Below are 16,169 nucleotides of genomic sequence, written 5' to 3'. Positions count from 1 at the left end.
TTTTTCGGTCCGGTTCAGGCCGCCGAAGGCAGGCGGATATCCGCCAGGTCCCAGCGCGGCGTCACGCCGTAGCCATACTCGTGCCGCGCCAGTTCGGGCGCGGCCTGCAGGCGCATGGCGCCGGCAAACGCGATCATCGCGCCGTTGTCGGTGCAGAACGCCAAATCCGGGTAATACACGTCGATCTTGCGCTGCTTGCCCATCTGGTCCAGCCGCTCGCGCAACTGGCGGTTGGCACCCACGCCTCCCGCCACCACCAGCCGCTTGTGGCCGGTCTGCTTGAGCGCCGCCATCGACTTGGCGGCCAGCACGTCGACAATGGCATCGACAAAGGCGCGCGCCAGGTTGGCGCGGTCCTGCTCGCAGGTGTTGGCGAGCTTGCGGGTTTGCGTCAGCACCGCGGTCTTCAGTCCGGCGAACGAGAAATCCAGGTTGCCCGAATGCAGCATCGGTCGCGGCAGCGCAAAGGCGCCGGGGATGCCGAATTCGGCCAGCCGCGACACTTCGGGGCCGCCCGGATAGCCCAGGCCCAGCAGCTTGGCGGTCTTGTCGAAGGCTTCGCCGGCGGCGTCGTCCAGGGTTTCGCCCAGCAGCGTGTAGTCGCCGATGCCGCGCACTTCCATCAACTGCGTATGCCCGCCCGACACCAGCAGCGCCACGAACGGGAAGGGCGGCGGCTCGCGCGTCAGCAGCGGCGACAGCAGGTGGCCTTCCAGGTGGTGCACGCCCACCATCGGCACGTTCAGCGCAAAGCCCAGTGCATTGGCCACCGAGGCGCCCACCAGCAGTGCGCCGGCCAGCCCGGGGCCCTGGGTGAAGGCGATGGCGTCGATGTCCTGGCGGGTACGGCCGGCATCGGCCAGCACCTGCTCCAGCAGCGGCAGCACGCGGCGGATATGGTCGCGCGACGCCAGTTCCGGCACCACGCCGCCGTAGTCGCGGTGCATGGCGATCTGCGAGTGCAGCGCGTGCGCGAGCAGGCCGGCGCCGGTGTCATAGAGGGCGAGGCCGGTTTCGTCGCAGGAGGATTCGATGCCGAGGACAAGCATGGGAAGCGCATAGGGCCGTCTCCGGTCAGGGAAACGGCTGTCGAAACAACAGGTTGCAGGAAGCGCGCAGGGTAGCACAGCGGCGCGCGGCGTGCTTTTCGCTACAATCTGCCCTTTCTCTGGCGGTGGCAATACACATGGATGCGCGAGGCGTGCAATGAGCGGGGCAACATCGGCCCGGACGGGCCGGTATGACGTGGCCGTGCTGGGTGCGGGCGCGGCCGGCATGATGTGTGCCGCCGTGGCCGGCCAGAACGGCGCGCGCGTGGTGCTGATCGACCATGCCACCAAGCTTGCCGAGAAGATCCGCATCTCGGGCGGCGGGCGCTGCAATTTCACCAACCTACAGGCCGGGCCCGCCAACTACCTGTCGTCCAATCCGCACTTCTGCCGCTCGGCGCTGGCGCGCTACACGCCGCAGGATTTCCTTGGCCTGATGCGCCGCTACGGCATCGACTGGCACGAGAAGCATCGCGGCCAGCTGTTCTGCAACGACAGCGCCGAAGACGTGATCGCCATGCTGCGCGCCGAATGCGACACCGGCCATGTGCGCTGGCAGACCGGCTGCAGCGTGGCCGAGGTCCGGCGCGAGGGCGACGACTTCCTGCTGCTCACCGCCACCGGCACGGTGCGGGCCGGGGCGCTGGTGGTGGCCACCGGCGGCCTGTCGATCCCCAAGATCGGCGCCACCGACTTTGGCTATCGCATCGCCCGGCAGTTCGGGCTGGGCATCGTCGAAACCCGGCCGGCGCTGGTGCCGCTGACCTTCGATGGCAAGGACTGGGTGCCGTTCGCGCCGCTGGCCGGCGTGTCGCTGGAAGTGGATATCGCCACCGGCAATGGCAAGACGGCCGGAGCCTTCCGCGAAGACCTGCTGTGGACCCATCGCGGCCTGTCCGGTCCCGCCGTGCTGCAGATCTCCAGCTACTGGCGTCCCGGCACGCCGATCGCCATCGACCTGTTTGATGGCGAGGATGCCGCCGCGTGGCTGCTGGAGCAGAAGGCCGGCAGCCGCAAGCACCTGGGCAACCTGCTGGCGCAACGGTTGCCGGCGCGGCTGGCCGATGCCTGGTGCGCGGCCTCGGGCGTGGATGCCGCCATGCCGCTGCATGATGTGACCGACAAGGCCCTGCGTAAGCTTGGCGCCACGCTCAACGGCTGGCGCATCGTGCCGTCGGGCACGGAGGGCTACCGCAAGGCCGAGGTCACGCTGGGCGGGGTCGACACGCGGGCGCTGTCGTCAACCACCATGATGGCGCGCGAGGTGCCGGGCCTGTATTTCATCGGCGAGGTGGTGGACGTGACCGGCTGGCTGGGCGGCTACAACTTCCAGTGGGCGTGGGCGTCCGCGGTGGCGGCGGGGCAGGCCGCGGCTGAGGCATCGCGCACCGCTTCGGCAGGGCAATCGGTAGCCCAAGGGTAGTCTGGCGAAGGCTGGAAGGGCAGTGGGCGGCACTCGGCAAGTGTCCGTTGCACGCCACTTCCGCGCTCGATTGTTGGTGCTACAATCCAAAACTTCGTAGAGCCGCTTATCCCGAAAATTCTTCATTTTCTGGCCAAATGACCACGATCCATCTCAAGGAAAACGAGCCTTTTGAAGTTGCCATGCGCCGTTTCAAGCGCACCATCGAGAAGAACGGGCTGCTCCCGGAACTGCGGGCGCGCGAGTTTTACGAAAAGCCCACCGCCGCGCGCAAACGCAGGAAGGCAGCCGCCGAAAAGCGCCATTACAAGCGCATCCGCAGCCAGATGCTGCCGAAGAAACTGTACTGACCCCGGCGCTCCCGCTTGTATCCGACCCGCTGTGGCCTACGCTTCGGCGGGTTTTTGCATTCTGGACCTTGCAGCGGGCGGTCACCGCCGCCAACTGTGAGTGTCCACCCACTTTCTGGAAGATCACGATGTCCCTCAAAGCCCGTATCAGCGAAGACATGAAGACCGCCATGCGCGCGCGCGAAACGGAGCGCCTCGGCACCATCCGCCTGCTGCTGGCCGCCATCAAGCAGCGCGAGGTCGATGAGCGCGTGGAACTGGACGATACCGCCGTTCTGGCCGTGGTCGAGAAGCTGATCAAGCAGCGCAAGGATTCGATCTCGCAGTTCCAGCAGGCAGGTCGCAATGACCTGGCAGACAAGGAGTCGGCGGAAGTCGAGGTGCTGAAGGCCTACATGCCCGCTGCGCTGTCGGACGAGGACGTCGCCGCCGAAGTCCAGCAGGCCGTTGCCGCCACTGGCGCCGCCGGTCCGCAGGACATGGGCAAGGTCATGGGCGTGCTCAAGAGCAAGCTGGCCGGCCGTGCCGACATGACCGCCGTATCGGCCCTGGTCAAGGCGGCACTTGCAGCAAAGTAAATACTGATTTAATCGGTTGCTGGCAAGATAGGCACCGGATCTGCGTCGTTCGGTGCAGTTGCACGGAGATGTCAGACAGTTCGGGCGGCCCTATCACGCTGCACTACAATATTCCGAAGCAGCCGGGCGCCGCACCGGTCACGCATTCCTAAAAGAAGCCGCCCGCCGCGGGACGGCTATGCCTCAGGACGGTCAGTCGGGTGATTCCGCAATCCTTTATTCAGGACCTGCTCAACCGTGTCGACATTGTCGATGTGGTGGGCAAGTATGTGCAGCTGAAGAAGGGCGGCGCCAATTTCATGGGGCTGTGCCCCTTCCATAACGAGAAATCGCCGTCATTCACGGTGTCGCCGACCAAGCAGTTCTACCACTGCTTCGGATGTGGCGCCCACGGCTCGGCCATCGGCTTCCTGATGGAGTTTTCCGGCCAGTCCTACCCGGAAGCGGTGCGCGAACTGGCCCAGTCGGTCGGCATGAGCGTGCCGGAAGAGCGCGACCGGCTGCCGCCCGGGCAGCGCGCGGAGCAGCAGGCCCGTTCGGTGGCGCTGTCCGACGCCATGACCCGCGCCACCGATTTCTACCGCCGCCAGCTGCGCGGCGCGCCGCAGGCGATCCAGTACCTGAAGGGCCGCGGCCTGACCGGCGAGATCGCCGCGAACTTTGGCCTGGGCTACGCGCCGGATGACTGGCAGGGCCTGGAGGCCGTGTTCGGCAGCTATCGTGATGACAACGTGTCGGCGCCGCTGGTCGAGTGCGGCCTGCTGATCGAAAGCGACAAGCGCGATGCGGACGGCAAGCCGCGCCGCTATGACCGCTTCCGTGACCGCATCATGTTCCCTATCCGCAACACCAAGGGGGCCGTGATCGGCTTCGGCGGGCGCGTGATGGGGCAGGGCGAGCCCAAGTACCTGAACTCGCCCGAAACCCCGCTGTTCAGCAAGGGCACGGAGCTGTACGGGCTGTTCGAGGCCCGTCACGCGATCCGGGAAACCGGCTACGTGCTGGTGGTCGAAGGGTATATGGACGTCGTGGCGCTGGCCCAGCTCGGTTTTGCCAATGCCGTTGCCACCCTGGGCACGGCGTGCACCCCTGTGCACGTGCAGAAGCTGCTGCGCCAGACCGACGCCGTGGTGTTCTCGTTCGACGGCGACTCTGCCGGGCGCCGCGCGGCCCGGCGCGCGCTGGAAGCCTGCCTGCCGCATGTGGCGGACAACAAGACCATCCGCTTCCTGTTCCTGCCGGCGGAGCACGATCCGGACAGCTATGTGCGCGAAGAGGGCACTGAGGCCTTTGCCACCCAGGTGCGCAACGCCATGCCGCTGTCGCGCTTCCTGCTGCAGTCCGTCACCGAAGACCTGGACCTGCGCCAGCCCGAAGGCCGCGCCCGCGCCCAGTACGAGGCCAAGCCGCTACTGCAGGCCATGCCCGCCGGCGGCCTGAGGCTACAGATTGTGCGCGAACTTGCCGATGCCACGGCAACGACACCCGCGGAGATCGAGGCCATCTGCGGCCTGCGCAGCGACCCGGCCCGCGTCGGCCGCTTCGCCCAGCCGCGCCCGCGCACGCGCCGTCAGGCCCCGACTGGGCTGGAGCAGCGGGTGATCCAGCTGCTGATGTGCTATCCGGCGCTGTCGGCGAGGCTGGACGAGGATGCACGCGCGCTGCTGCTGGGCGGCGAGAGCAGTGACAGTGAAGTGCTGGCGCACCTGGTGGAGGCGTGCGACAGCGTGCAGGGCGAGGTCAATTTTGCGGCCTTCAGCGAACACCTGGCCCAGTCGCCGTATGCCGAGGTGTATGCCGTGGCGCGTGCCGCGGTGCTGCGAGAAGAGATCGAGGAAGCACCTGCAATACAGGATTTCGATGCGGCCATTACCAAGCTGCTGGCCGAGCCGCTGCGGCGCGAACTCGACGGACTGCAGGCGGAGGTAGTGGCCGGCACGGCCGATGAAGCGGCCAAGCAGCGCATGCGCTGGCTGGTGGGCGAAATCCACCGGCGGCGCCAACTTGGCTGAGGCGCCTGCGGGTGCCCTGGTCATCAACCAGGAGGCAGCGGTAAGCGTTGGATAAGGGACTGGGCCCGGCCCCGCCGAGCTTAAGCCTTGATTTTTCAGGTGAAAACCTCACCTGACAGGGAGCCGGCTATGCGTGGCGTGCTACAATAGCCGGTTTGGATTGCGAAATCTTTCTCTCCAGTTCTGGTGAAAGTGAGCGTGCCAATGGCAAAGGCCAAAGCAACCGAAAGGGTTACCTCTAAAGCTCCCCAATCAGGGAGCGGCAAGGCGTCTGTGAAAACAACGGCGGCGAAGACATCGACCGCGTCAGTCAAGACACCAGCCCGGTCTGCGCCATCAAAGTCCGTGCGTAGCGCGCAAGCGCCCGCCGTGACGACTCCCGCCAGGACTCGCACATCCGAAAAGACAAAGGCCTCGACTTCGGCACGCGAGAGCGGCAAGAGCGCCAGTACGAGCGGCAAGGTCGCCGCATCTGCACCAGTGAAAGGTAAGAGTATCACCGTGGCGAAACAGCAGAATACCGAAGTCGAGAGCAAGCGAGCGGCAGCCGCCGGCGCCAAGAGTGGGGAGGCCAAGGCCGGCACCACCACTACGGCAACCAAGGCGCGTGCCGCGACACCTGCATCCGTTGCATCCGAGCGTCCCGCTGCGCCGGCAATCAAGCCGGAGCCGAAAAAGCGTGGCCGCAAGCCCAAGGCCGAGATGCAGCACGACGACAGCACAACAGACGACGTGACTGAAGAGTTTTACGAGAACGATGCGCGCCCGGCGGCAACCCCGGCCGCGGCGCCGAAGACCGAAAAGCAGAAAGCCAAGGACCGCAAGGCCAAGGAAAAGGCCCTGCTCAAGGAGTTCGCCTCGACCCAGCAGGGCACCGAGGAAGAGCTTGAGCTGCGTCGCCAGAAACTCAAGGCGCTGATCAAGCTGGGCAAGTCGCGCGGCTACCTGACCTACGCGGAAATCAACGATCACCTGCCGGACGACATGGTCGATTCGGAAACGATCGACACGCTGGTCGCCACGCTGAACGACATCGGCATCGCTGTCTATGAACAGGCGCCGGATGCCGAGACGCTGCTGCTCAACGACAACGCACCGTCCGCCACCAGCGAGGAAGAAGCCGAGGAAGAGGCCGAAGCGGCCCTGTCCACGGTTGACTCCGAGTTCGGCCGCACCACCGACCCGGTGCGCATGTACATGCGTGAGATGGGCACGGTCGAGCTGCTGACGCGCGAAGGCGAAATCGAGATCGCCAAGCGCATCGAGGCCGGCCTGAAGGACATGGTGATGGCGATCTCGGCTTGCCCGGTCACCATCTCCGAGATCCTGGCCCATGCCGAGCGCGTGGCCAACGACGAGATCAAGATCGACGAATTCGTCGACGGCCTGATCGACCCGAACGCCGAGGAAGTGGCCGAGTCCCCGGCCGCCGCCGCTGCGCCTGCCGCTGAAGAGGACCTCGAGTCCGACGACGAGGAAGACGCCGACGAGGACGAGGACGATGAAGGCGGCGCCGGTGCCGGCGCCTCCGCGCGCCAGCTTGAAGAACTGAAGCAGAACGCGCTGGAGAAATTCCGCGTGATCGCCGAGCAGTTCGACAAGATGCGCCGCGCGTTCGAAAAGGAAGGCTACAACTCCAAGCCCTACGTCAAGGCGCAGGAAGCCATCCAGGCCGAGCTGATGGGCATCCGCTTCACCGCCCGCAATGTCGAGCGCCTGTGCGACACGCTGCGCGGCCAGGTGGACGAAGTGCGCAAGCTCGAGCGTGCCATCCTGAACACCATTGTGGACAAGTGCGGCATGCCGCGCGCGGAGTTCGTCGCCCGCTTCCCGGGCAACGAGACCAACCTCGAGTGGGTCCACACCATCGTCGCCGACGGCAAGCCCTACAGCACCATCGTCGAGCGCAATGTGCCGGCCGTGCACGAGCTGCAGCAGAAGCTGATCGACCTGCAGTCGCGCGTGGTGCTGCCGCTGAAGGAACTGAAGGGCGTCAACCGCAAGATGGCCGAGGGCGAGCGTCGTGCCCGCGAAGCCAAGCGCGAGATGACCGAGGCCAACCTGCGCCTGGTGATCTCGATCGCCAAGAAGTACACCAACCGCGGCCTGCAGTTCCTCGACCTGATCCAGGAAGGCAACATCGGCCTGATGAAGGCGGTGGACAAGTTCGAATACCGTCGCGGCTACAAGTTCTCGACCTACGCCACGTGGTGGATCCGCCAGGCCATCACGCGCTCGATCGCCGACCAGGCGCGCACCATCCGCATCCCGGTGCACATGATCGAGACGATCAACAAGATGAACCGCATCTCGCGCCAGATCCTGCAGGAAACCGGCAATGAGCCGGATCCGGCAACGCTGGCCGAGAAGATGGAGATGCCGGAAGACAAGATCCGCAAGATCATGAAGATCGCCAAAGAGCCGATCTCCATGGAAACGCCGATCGGTGACGACGACGACTCCCATCTGGGCGACTTCATCGAGGACACCAACACGCTGGCCCCGGCCGAAGCGGCACTGCACGGCTCCATGCGCGACGTCGTCAAGGACGTGCTGGACTCGCTCACGCCGCGCGAAGCCAAGGTGCTGCGCATGCGCTTCGGCATCGAAATGAGCACCGACCACACGCTGGAAGAGGTCGGCAAGCAGTTCGACGTCACGCGTGAACGGATTCGCCAGATCGAGGCCAAGGCACTGCGCAAGCTGCGCCACCCGAGCCGCTCGGACAAGCTGAAGAGCTTCCTGGAAGGCAACTAATCGCTTCCAAGGGCCTCTAGCTCATGCCTGGTTAGAGCAGCGGACTCATAATCCGTTGGTGCCGTGTTCGACTCACGGGAGGCCCACCAATGTGAAAAGGGACTGCAGGTTGATACCTGCAGTCCCTTTTTTCTTGCCTCGAACTACCGCTCAATCCTGCGCTGTCACCACCCCCATCGCCGGATCGCTCACCGTATGCCTGCCGGTCTCCACCCGCCCCGCGAAGCGTCGATAGAAGGCCGGGTCGCTGTCGCACGTCACCGCGAAGTCATACCACTGCCCGCTTTCCTCCAGCGACCAGTGCACGGATTTGTCGCCGTTGGCGCCGACGGTGACCGGCCACGGGCCATCGGTCCGGTACGCGAGCGCCTGGATGCTGAAGTGGCAGGCTTTGCGGGCGGCGTTGATCAGGTCGACATAGACATCGCCGTTGGCAATGTCGTAGCAGACGCGGATCTCCGGTGCGATGCCGGTGTCGCCGATGCGGTTGGTATCGCCGCGGAAATGTCGGTGGAAGCCGTTGGGGCCCAGCACCCACAGGTCGTATTGCCCGGCGTTGTCCTGGAACACGTTCCAGGTGTCGCTCAGGGACTTGCCGGCTTCCACGACATAGCGGCGCGGAATGCGGCCCAGCTGGTAGCGGTCGTAGACGTGGAACACCGCGGCTTGCGTGCCGGTGTTGGCGAACACCAGTTCGACCTGCCCCACGGCGCTGCAGCGCGCGCTGGTGTGCAGCTCATACGGCAGCGCGCGTGACGGGCGGGTGCCGGTGGCTTGCAGCGGCAATTGCATGTCGACTGGCAGCGGCACCGCGGGCAGGGCCTGCTGGGCCTGGCGCAGCTGGTCGGCACCGCTGCGCGTGGTGCGCCCGCCCAGCGTGGGCAGGGTTTCCGAGTTGGGCGTCTTGAAGTTGAACGCGCTGGTCAGGTCGCCGCAGACGGCGCGGCGGAAGGGGCTGATGTTGGGTTCTGCCACGCCGAACCGCGCTTCCAGGAAGCGCAGCACGGAGGTGTGGTCGAACACCTGGGAATTGACCCAGCCGCCACGGCTCCATGGCGAGATCGCGTAAAGCGGCACGCGCGGCCCGGGCCCGTACACGCGGCCGTCGGCAGCAGGCTGGGTCCTGCTGCCCGGTGGCGCCGGATGGTTGAAGTATTCGGCCTGCATCTCGGCATTGCTCAGCGTCGCCTTGCCGGCCAGCGTCTTGTCGGGGTTCACCGACGGCGCCGAGGGGGAGGGGACGTGGTCGAAGTAGCCGTCGTTCTCGTCGAAGTTGACCAGCAGCACGGTCTTGCTCCAGACCTCGGGCACGGCGGTCAGCGCGTCCAGCACTTCCTGCAGGAACCACGCGCCCTGGACCGGGCTGGACGGGCCGGGATGCTCGCAGTAGATCGACGGCGCGTTGATCCACGATACCTGCGGCAGCCTGCCTTCCTTGATGTCGCGGCGGAAGGCGTCGAGGTATTCCTCGGGTCTGGTGCCGGGCAGAGTGTTGGCCACGCCCTTGTATAGCGGATTGGCGGCATTGTCGGTGGCCGCATCGTAGGCGTGGTAAGGCAGCGGCTGGCCGGTGTTGGCGTAGGGCGCGCCCGGCGCGCCGCCGCTGGATACCGGAAAGCCCGACGCCAGGTTGGCCTTGCGGAACTGCTGGAACGCGCCCAGCATGTTGTCGCCCCATTCGTCCGGCATGTTCTGGTAGCAGATCCAGCTGATGCCGGCTGCTTCCAGCCGCTCGGCGTAGGTCTTCCAGGTGTAGCCGGTGTTGGCCGACGCGGGCAGGCCGTCGATCGCATCCCACTCATTGTTGACGAAGGCCACGTTGGCAGCCGTCGGGCCGTTGGTGCCGGTCAGGTGGAATGAACGGTTCGCGTCAGTGCCCGTATGCATCGAGCAGTGGTACGCGTCGCACAGCGTAAATGCATTGGCCAGTGCGAACTGGAACGGGATCTCCTTCTCCTTGAAGTAGCCCATCGAGGTATTGGTCTTGTACGTCGGCCAGTTCGCCATGCGGCCGTGGTCCCAGGCTTGCTGGCTGTCCACCCAGGCATGCGGCGTGCCGGCCGCGCGCTGCGCGTTGTTGTTGGTGCCATCCAGGTGATACGGGGTCAGCACGGCGCCGTTGGCGCGCTGTTGCTGCCATACCTTGCGCGCATTGGGCAGCGGGATGGTGAAGCGGTCGCCGAACCCGCGCACACCCTTGAGCGTGCCGAAGTAGTGGTCGAAGGAACGGTTCTCCTGCATCAGGATCACCACATGCTCGACATCCTTGATGGTGCCGGTGGCATTGTTGGCCGGGATGGCCAGGGCCTTGCGGATGCTGGGCGGGAACGCGGCCAGCGCGGCGGCGGCGAAGCCGGTGCCGGCTGCGGCTTGCAGGAAGTTGCGGCGAGAGACCATGGTCTTGTCGGATGGCGTCGGGACTTGCGTTGTCAGGGGGCGCAGCGGATCACGGGGTCGGGCCGCTGGTCCGGCTTCTTGCCGGGCTGTTCCGGTTGTGCGTTCGGCGTGACAGTCGCACTCGGCGACAGGTTGCCGCCGCCGTCATCGCCACCGCATGCGGTGAGCAATGCCGCCGCGATCAGGGTCGCGGCCAGGGTTCTTGGGAGTTTGCAGGGGAGCATCGGGTTCGCCTGGCTGGGTGGGTGTGGCGGCTGCTGGGAGCCGGAGCCAGGCGAGTGTAGGAAGGCGGGGTGACGTGCCGATGACAGAATGTCCAACGCCGATCCTGCCGTCCGCCGGGCGGACGGCAGGCACGATGGCTACTTCCAGAAGCCCGCGTGCGGTGCCGCGGCTTCGTCCTCGAGCACTGGCCCGACCACGTCCACCCGGCGCTGCCCGCGCGCGAACACTTCGCGGCAAGGCAGCGAGAAGGTCGGGTTCTCCGGATGGTCGCCGGTCAGGCCCAGCAGCTTGTGCTCTGACAGCGCATAGACCACGCGCCCGATGCCGGTCCAGTAGATCGCGCCGGCGCACATGCAGCACGGCTCCGCGCTGGTGTAGAGGGTGCAGTCGGCCAGTTGCTCCGGCGGCAGCGCACGCGCGGCCTGCGCGGCGGCGACCAGTTCGGCGTGCTGGGTCGGGTCGCCCTCCGGAGGCATCGAGTTGTTGCCGGCGCTGGCGATGATATTGCCGGCCTGGTCGGCCACCAGCGCGGCGAACGGATGGCGGCCGCGGGCCCTGGATGCATCGGACAGTGCGATCGACTGGTGCAGCAGTTCCAGGTCGAGCGGCGAGAGTTCGGCGCCGGACGGGTCTGTGATTCGGGTCATGTTTGGGGGTCTCCGGTTTGGGGGAAAGGGATCAGGATTGGGTGGGTTCTTCGGCTTGCGCCGGCAGCAGCGGCGCTTCCGTGCCGGCCTGTGCGGCGCTGCCGTTGAGCGGATTGGGCAACGCCGGCCGGGTTTGCCGGGATTTGTGATCCCTCGGTTGTTGCAGCATCATCTCCGCAACTTCTTCGGTACAACAAATCAATACCTATCGATCCAGTCGATGGGTCGCGGGAGGATGGCCATGCGTTTTTCGCTGGACCAGTTGCAGGTATTCGCCCTGGTGGTTGAGACAGGCTCCTTTTCCGCCGCCGCGCGGCGCCTGGGCAAGACCCAGTCCACGGTCAGTGCGGCGGTGTCCAACCTGGAGATCGACCTCGGCGTGCCGCTGTTCGACCGCAGCAGCCGCAATCCGGCGCTGACCGGGGCCGGCCGCAAGCTGCTGACCGAGGCCGAAGCCGTGCTGGAGCGCTGCCTCTCGCTGCAGGCCCATGCCGCCAGCCTGGCCGATGCCAACCCGCCCGGGCTGACGCTGGCGATCGAAATCCCGTACCACGCGGTGATGCCGGTGCTGGCCGAATTCGAGCGGGAGTTTCCGTATGTCGACCTGACCATCCGCAATCCGGTCTACGGCGATGTCAGCGAACTGGTGCTGCAGGGCGAGGCCGAGCTCGGCATCGCCTTCGCGCAGCCGCACTACGCGCCGGAACTGGCCTTCGTGCAGTTGGGCAAGCTGATCATGGTGCATGTGGTGCACCCGGGACACCCGCTGGCCGGGCGCGAGCAGGTCTCGTTTGCCGACCTGCACGCCTATCGGCGCCTGGCCTTCAGCGCGCATGCCGACAAGCTGCCCACCAGCGAATACCTGCGCGCAGCGCGGGTGTGGCGCGCCGAAAGCTACCTGGCGCTGGTCGAAATGGTGAAAAGCGGGCTGGGCTGGGCCACGCTGCCGCGGCAACTGGTGCGCGCGGCGCTGGAGCGCGGCGAACTGGTGGAACTGGACCTGGCGGCCTATCCGTACACGGACTGGCTGGTCAGCGTCGACCTGATCTGGGCGAAGTCGGGCCGGCCGCAGGGCCGGACCGAGCAGTGGCTGCGGCAGCGCCTCCGGGAAAACATGGTGTTCGAGGTCGACCGGCGCGGGCAGCGGACCACCCGCTGAGGGCGTGGCGATGGACTATGGTAGTCAGACGCAATCGCGCGTTTGATCCGATTCGCCCGATTCAATCTGACCAGGAGTGAAGTCCATGTCCTATATCGACGGATTTGTACTGGCCGTTCCCCAGGCCACTCGCGAGACCTACCGCCAGGTGGCGCAGAAGGCAGCCGCGGTGTTCAAGGAGCACGGCGCGCTGAAGGTGGTGGAATGCTGGGGTGACGATGTACCGGAAGGCAAGGTCACGTCCTTTACGATGGCGGTGCAGCGCAAGGAGGATGAAGCGGTGGTGTTCTCGTGGATCCTGTGGCCATCGCGCGAGAAGCGCGACACCGGCATGAAGGCGGCGATGGCAGACCCGCGCCTGAAGGAAGGCATGGATCCGATGCCGTTCGACGGCCAGCGGATGATCTTTGGCGGCTTCGAGGTGATTGTCGACGAATGAGCGCGCCGGGCGCCGGCGTGGCAGCGCCGGCGCGCAGGCAAGCGGGTTCAGATCAGGTGGAAGACCATGCCCAGGGCAATCGCGCCGCCCAGGGTTTCCACTGCTGCGAGGGCGAGAAGGTTCTTCAGTACGAAAGCGTCTTCTTTCTTCGTCACCATGGTCTGTCTCCCGGTCATTGGACTTGTTCTGAGGCACCATCGGCTGCGGCGATCCGGCGTTTGCGGTGCCAGGCCGTCGATGTGAGTCCAGTAGACCGCATCCGGCCGCTGGCCGGAAGCTGGCGAAAACCCGCTCGGCGAAAACCCGGATTCCTTCAGGAATGTGACAGGGCCATGATTGACAGGCTTCGCAGGGCGCGTTTGCGGCCTGCCGGCAACGCGGCATGGCAATGGCCCACATTTGGGGGATGCCCGCAGTAGCGCGATGCGCCAAGATCAAGGCGTGGGTGGTCGAGCAGATTGCCCCGCTACCATTTGAGCCCCGCTGCCTCCCCGGCACGCGGGGCTTTTCTACATGGGCCGCAGGCGCCTCAGCGCGCCTGCAGGATGGTTTCGATGCGGGCGGCGGCCTCGCGCAGCGGCTCCAGGAAGCGCGTCTCCAGCTGGGCCTGGTCACGGCTGCCCAGCACCATGCTGAAGCCCAGCCCGGCCACCGCCTTGCCGGCCTGGTCGCGCAACGGCACCGAGATCCCGGCATAGCCGTCCACCAGCTCGCTCACCAGCACACAGTAGCCGTCGGTGCGCACCTGCCGCAGCGTGCGCGCCAGCGCCGTGCGCGAGCTGACCGTGAACGGCGTCAGCTTGCGCAGCGTGGCGCCTGCCAGGTAGGCCTCGAGCGCGTCATCGTCCAGGCCGGCAAGCAGCACGCGGCCAAGCGAATGCGCATAGGCCGGCATGCGCCGCCCCAGCGCCATGTCCACGCGCAGCAGCTGGCGCGGCTCCTCGCGCGCCACCAGCACCACGGATTCCGCATCGAGCACGCCCACCGAGCAGCTTTCGCCCAGGGACTCGCACAGCCCCTGCAGGTAGGGCCGTGCCATCTGCGGCAGGCTCATCGAGGCAAAGTAGGCATAGCCGAGCTCGATCACCCGCGGCGTCAGCGCAAAGTGGCGGCCGTCCTGCGCCACGTAGCCGTTGTGCTCCAGGGTCAGCAGCAGCCGGCGCGCGGCGGCGCGGGTCACGTCGAGCTGCTCGGCGACGTCCTGCATGGTCAGGCGTTCCGCGCCGGCGGCGAACAGGCGCAGCAGCGCCAGGCCCTTGCTCAGCGATTCCAGCAGTTCGTCTTTCTTGGCGGCTTCTGCTTGCGGCATTTCGGCTCAATACGGGGAAATGGAGGGGGAATCACATGATTCTCCATGCCGATCCGGACTTGCGCCAGCGGCCGGCATTTCCGTATGATAGCGTTTTCCGAACAAATGTTCGCAAAACAAGATTCACGGAAAAACGTGCCGTCACTGATGCGGGACGGCACAACGAAACCGGAGACAGCGATGAAGGTGATCACCGCACGCGAAGCGGCGGCACTGGTGCAGGATGGCTGGACCGTGGCCAGCGCTGGCTTTGTCGGCGCCGGCCATGCCGAGGCCGTGACCGAGGCGCTGGAGCAGCGCTTCCTGCAGAGCGGGCTGCCGCGCGACCTGACGCTGGTGTACTCGGCCGGGCAGGGCGACCGCGGCGCGCGCGGCGTGAACCACTTCGGCAATGCCGGCATGACCGCCAGCATCGTCGGCGGCCACTGGCGCTCGGCCACGCGGCTGGCCACGCTGGCCATGGCCGAGCAGTGCGAGGGCTACAACCTGCCGCAGGGCGTGCTGACGCACCTGTACCGCGCCATCGCCGGCGGCAAGCCCGGCGTGATGACCAAGATCGGCCTGCACACCTTCGTCGACCCGCGCACCGCGCAGGATGCGCGCTACCACGGCGGCGCCGTCAACCAGCGCGCGCGCCAGGCCATTGCCGAGGGCAAGACATGCTGGGTCGATGCGGTCGACTTCCGCGGCGAAGAATACCTGTTCTACCCGAGCTTCCCGATCCACTGCGCGCTGATCCGCTGCACCGCGGCCGACACCCGCGGCAACCTCAGCACGCATCGCGAAGCCTTCCACCATGAGCTGCTGGCGATGGCGCAGGCGGCCCACAACTCGGGCGGCATCGTGATCGCGCAGGTGGAAAGCCTGGTCGACCACCACGAGATCCTGCAGGCCATCCACGTGCCCGGCATCCTGGTCGATTACGTGGTGGTCTGCGACAACCCCGCCAACCACCAGATGACGTTTGCCGAGTCCTACAACCCGGCCTACGTGACGCCGTGGCAGGGCGAGGCAGCGGTGGCCGAAGCGGAAGCGGCGCCGGTGGCTGCCGCCCCGCTCGACGCGCGCACCATCGTGCAGCGCCGTGCGGTGATGGAGCTGGCGCGCCGAGCGCCGCGCGTGGTCAACCTGGGCGTGGGCATGCCGGCAGCGGTCGGCATGCTGGCGCACCAGGCCGGGCTGGACGGTTTCACGCTGACCGTCGAGGCCGGCCCCATCGGCGGCACGCCCGCGGATGGCCTCAGCTTCGGTGCCTCGGCCTACCCGGAGGCGGTGGTGGACCAGCCCGCGCAGTTCGATTTCTACGAGGGCGGCGGCATCGACCTGGCCATCCTGGGCCTGGCCGAGCTCGATGGCCACGGCAACGTCAACGTCAGCAAGTTCGGCGCAGGCGAGGGCGCATCGATTGCCGGTGTCGGCGGCTTTATCAACATCACGCAGAGCGCGCGCGCGGTGGTGTTCATGGGCACGCTGACGGCGGGCGGGCTGGAAGTCCGCGCCGGCGACGGCGGCCTGCAGATCGTGCGCGAAGGCCGCGTGAAGAAGATCGTGCCGGAGGTGTCGCACCTGAGCTTCAACGGGCCCTATGTGGCGTCGCTTGGCATCCCGGTGCTGTACATCACCGAGCGCGCGGTGTTCGAGATGCGCGCTGGCGCAGATGGCGATGCCCGCCTCACGCTGGTCGAGATCGCCCCGGGCGTTGACCTGCAGCGCGATGTGCTGGACCAGTGCGCAACGCCCGTGGCCGTGGCGCCGGACCTGCGCGAGATGGATGCGCGGCTGTTCCAGGCCGGGCCCCTGCACCTGTAATCATTCGTGGCCGGC

The 16,169-nt window shown here is 66.6% G+C and carries 14 protein-coding genes and 1 tRNA gene; 9 read left to right on the top strand and 6 right to left on the bottom strand.

The genetic code is table 11. The features are described from left to right. Positions 1-14: 14 nt before the first annotated feature. Positions 15-1,049 carry a tRNA (adenosine(37)-N6)-threonylcarbamoyltransferase complex transferase subunit TsaD gene (tsaD, locus tag AC3WVS_RS11350; RefSeq protein WP_010813639.1) on the bottom strand — a complete coding sequence of 345 codons (1,035 nt, stop codon included), beginning with the start codon at positions 1,047-1,049 and terminating at the stop codon, positions 15-17. Positions 1,050-1,206: 157 nt separating this feature from the next. Here tsaD and AC3WVS_RS11345 point away from each other — a divergent pair, with 157 nt between their 5' ends. From AC3WVS_RS11345 to dnaG, 4 genes are all read left to right on the top strand, one after another. After that, the gene (locus tag AC3WVS_RS11345; RefSeq protein ID WP_492318714.1) at positions 1,207-2,472 is read left to right on the top strand and encodes a BaiN/RdsA family NAD(P)/FAD-dependent oxidoreductase; all 1,266 of its coding nucleotides are present in this window, start codon (positions 1,207-1,209) and stop codon (positions 2,470-2,472) included. A 137-nt stretch (positions 2,473-2,609) separates the two neighbouring features. Beyond that, complete coding sequence (rpsU, locus tag AC3WVS_RS11340) at positions 2,610-2,822, top strand: 30S ribosomal protein S21 (RefSeq protein ID WP_492318713.1); 213 nt, start codon at positions 2,610-2,612, stop codon at positions 2,820-2,822. A 128-nt stretch (positions 2,823-2,950) separates the two neighbouring features. Beyond that, entirely contained in the window at positions 2,951-3,400 is a 450-nt protein-coding gene (locus AC3WVS_RS11335) for a GatB/YqeY domain-containing protein (protein WP_492318712.1), read from the top strand. A 200-nt stretch (positions 3,401-3,600) separates the two neighbouring features. Beyond that, positions 3,601-5,412: a DNA primase gene (gene dnaG / locus AC3WVS_RS11330; protein ID WP_492318711.1), complete on the top strand. Its 1,812-nt coding sequence runs from the start codon at positions 3,601-3,603 to the stop codon at positions 5,410-5,412. A 95-nt stretch (positions 5,413-5,507) separates the two neighbouring features. Here the strand turns inward: dnaG and AC3WVS_RS11325 are convergent, their stop codons facing one another. Then, positions 5,508-5,873 carry a hypothetical protein gene (locus AC3WVS_RS11325; RefSeq protein ID WP_010813634.1) on the bottom strand — a complete coding sequence of 122 codons (366 nt, stop codon included), beginning with the start codon at positions 5,871-5,873 and terminating at the stop codon, positions 5,508-5,510. A 19-nt stretch (positions 5,874-5,892) separates the two neighbouring features. Here AC3WVS_RS11325 and rpoD point away from each other — a divergent pair, with 19 nt between their 5' ends. After that, complete coding sequence (rpoD, locus tag AC3WVS_RS11320) at positions 5,893-8,169, top strand: RNA polymerase sigma factor RpoD (RefSeq protein ID WP_492318710.1); 2,277 nt, start codon at positions 5,893-5,895, stop codon at positions 8,167-8,169. A gap of 10 nt (positions 8,170-8,179) precedes the next feature. Beyond that, a tRNA-Ile gene (locus AC3WVS_RS11315) sits at positions 8,180-8,258 on the top strand. A 61-nt stretch (positions 8,259-8,319) separates the two neighbouring features. On the opposite strand, the gene AC3WVS_RS11310 is transcribed toward AC3WVS_RS11315, so the two are convergent. From AC3WVS_RS11310 to AC3WVS_RS11300, 3 genes are all read right to left on the bottom strand, one after another. Further along, on the bottom strand, positions 8,320-10,566 hold the full coding sequence (locus tag AC3WVS_RS11310; protein ID WP_492318709.1) for a phosphocholine-specific phospholipase C: 2,247 nt from the start codon (positions 10,564-10,566) through the stop codon (positions 8,320-8,322). A 32-nt stretch (positions 10,567-10,598) separates the two neighbouring features. Next, on the bottom strand, positions 10,599-10,790 hold the full coding sequence (locus AC3WVS_RS11305) for a hypothetical protein (RefSeq protein ID WP_454751400.1): 192 nt from the start codon (positions 10,788-10,790) through the stop codon (positions 10,599-10,601). A gap of 138 nt (positions 10,791-10,928) precedes the next feature. Beyond that, positions 10,929-11,438 carry a nucleoside deaminase gene (locus tag AC3WVS_RS11300; RefSeq protein ID WP_492318708.1) on the bottom strand — a complete coding sequence of 170 codons (510 nt, stop codon included), beginning with the start codon at positions 11,436-11,438 and terminating at the stop codon, positions 10,929-10,931. Between the two features lie 241 nt (positions 11,439-11,679). On the opposite strand from AC3WVS_RS11300, the gene AC3WVS_RS11295 reads away from it, so the two are divergent. Continuing rightward, positions 11,680-12,597 (top strand): LysR family transcriptional regulator, encoded by a 918-nt coding sequence (locus AC3WVS_RS11295; RefSeq protein WP_492318707.1) that lies wholly within the window; start codon positions 11,680-11,682, stop codon positions 12,595-12,597. A gap of 85 nt (positions 12,598-12,682) precedes the next feature. Then, positions 12,683-13,036, top strand: coding sequence for a DUF1428 domain-containing protein (locus tag AC3WVS_RS11290; RefSeq protein ID WP_010813628.1), 354 nt, complete (start codon positions 12,683-12,685; stop codon positions 13,034-13,036). A gap of 529 nt (positions 13,037-13,565) precedes the next feature. Here AC3WVS_RS11290 and AC3WVS_RS11285 read toward each other — a convergent pair. After that, entirely contained in the window at positions 13,566-14,345 is a 780-nt protein-coding gene (locus AC3WVS_RS11285) for an IclR family transcriptional regulator domain-containing protein (protein ID WP_492318706.1), read from the bottom strand. Positions 14,346-14,525: 180 nt separating this feature from the next. Between AC3WVS_RS11285 and AC3WVS_RS11280 the strand changes: the two genes are divergently transcribed. Next, positions 14,526-16,154: an acyl CoA:acetate/3-ketoacid CoA transferase gene (locus tag AC3WVS_RS11280; RefSeq protein WP_492318705.1), complete on the top strand. Its 1,629-nt coding sequence runs from the start codon at positions 14,526-14,528 to the stop codon at positions 16,152-16,154. The last annotated feature ends 15 nt before the right edge of the window (positions 16,155-16,169 follow it).

This window comes from Cupriavidus sp. CPT47-8839-RL05A (genome assembly GCF_058792255.1).
The sequence above is the reverse complement of the archived record's forward strand: the minus strand, read 5'-3'. Positions and strand labels throughout refer to the sequence as shown.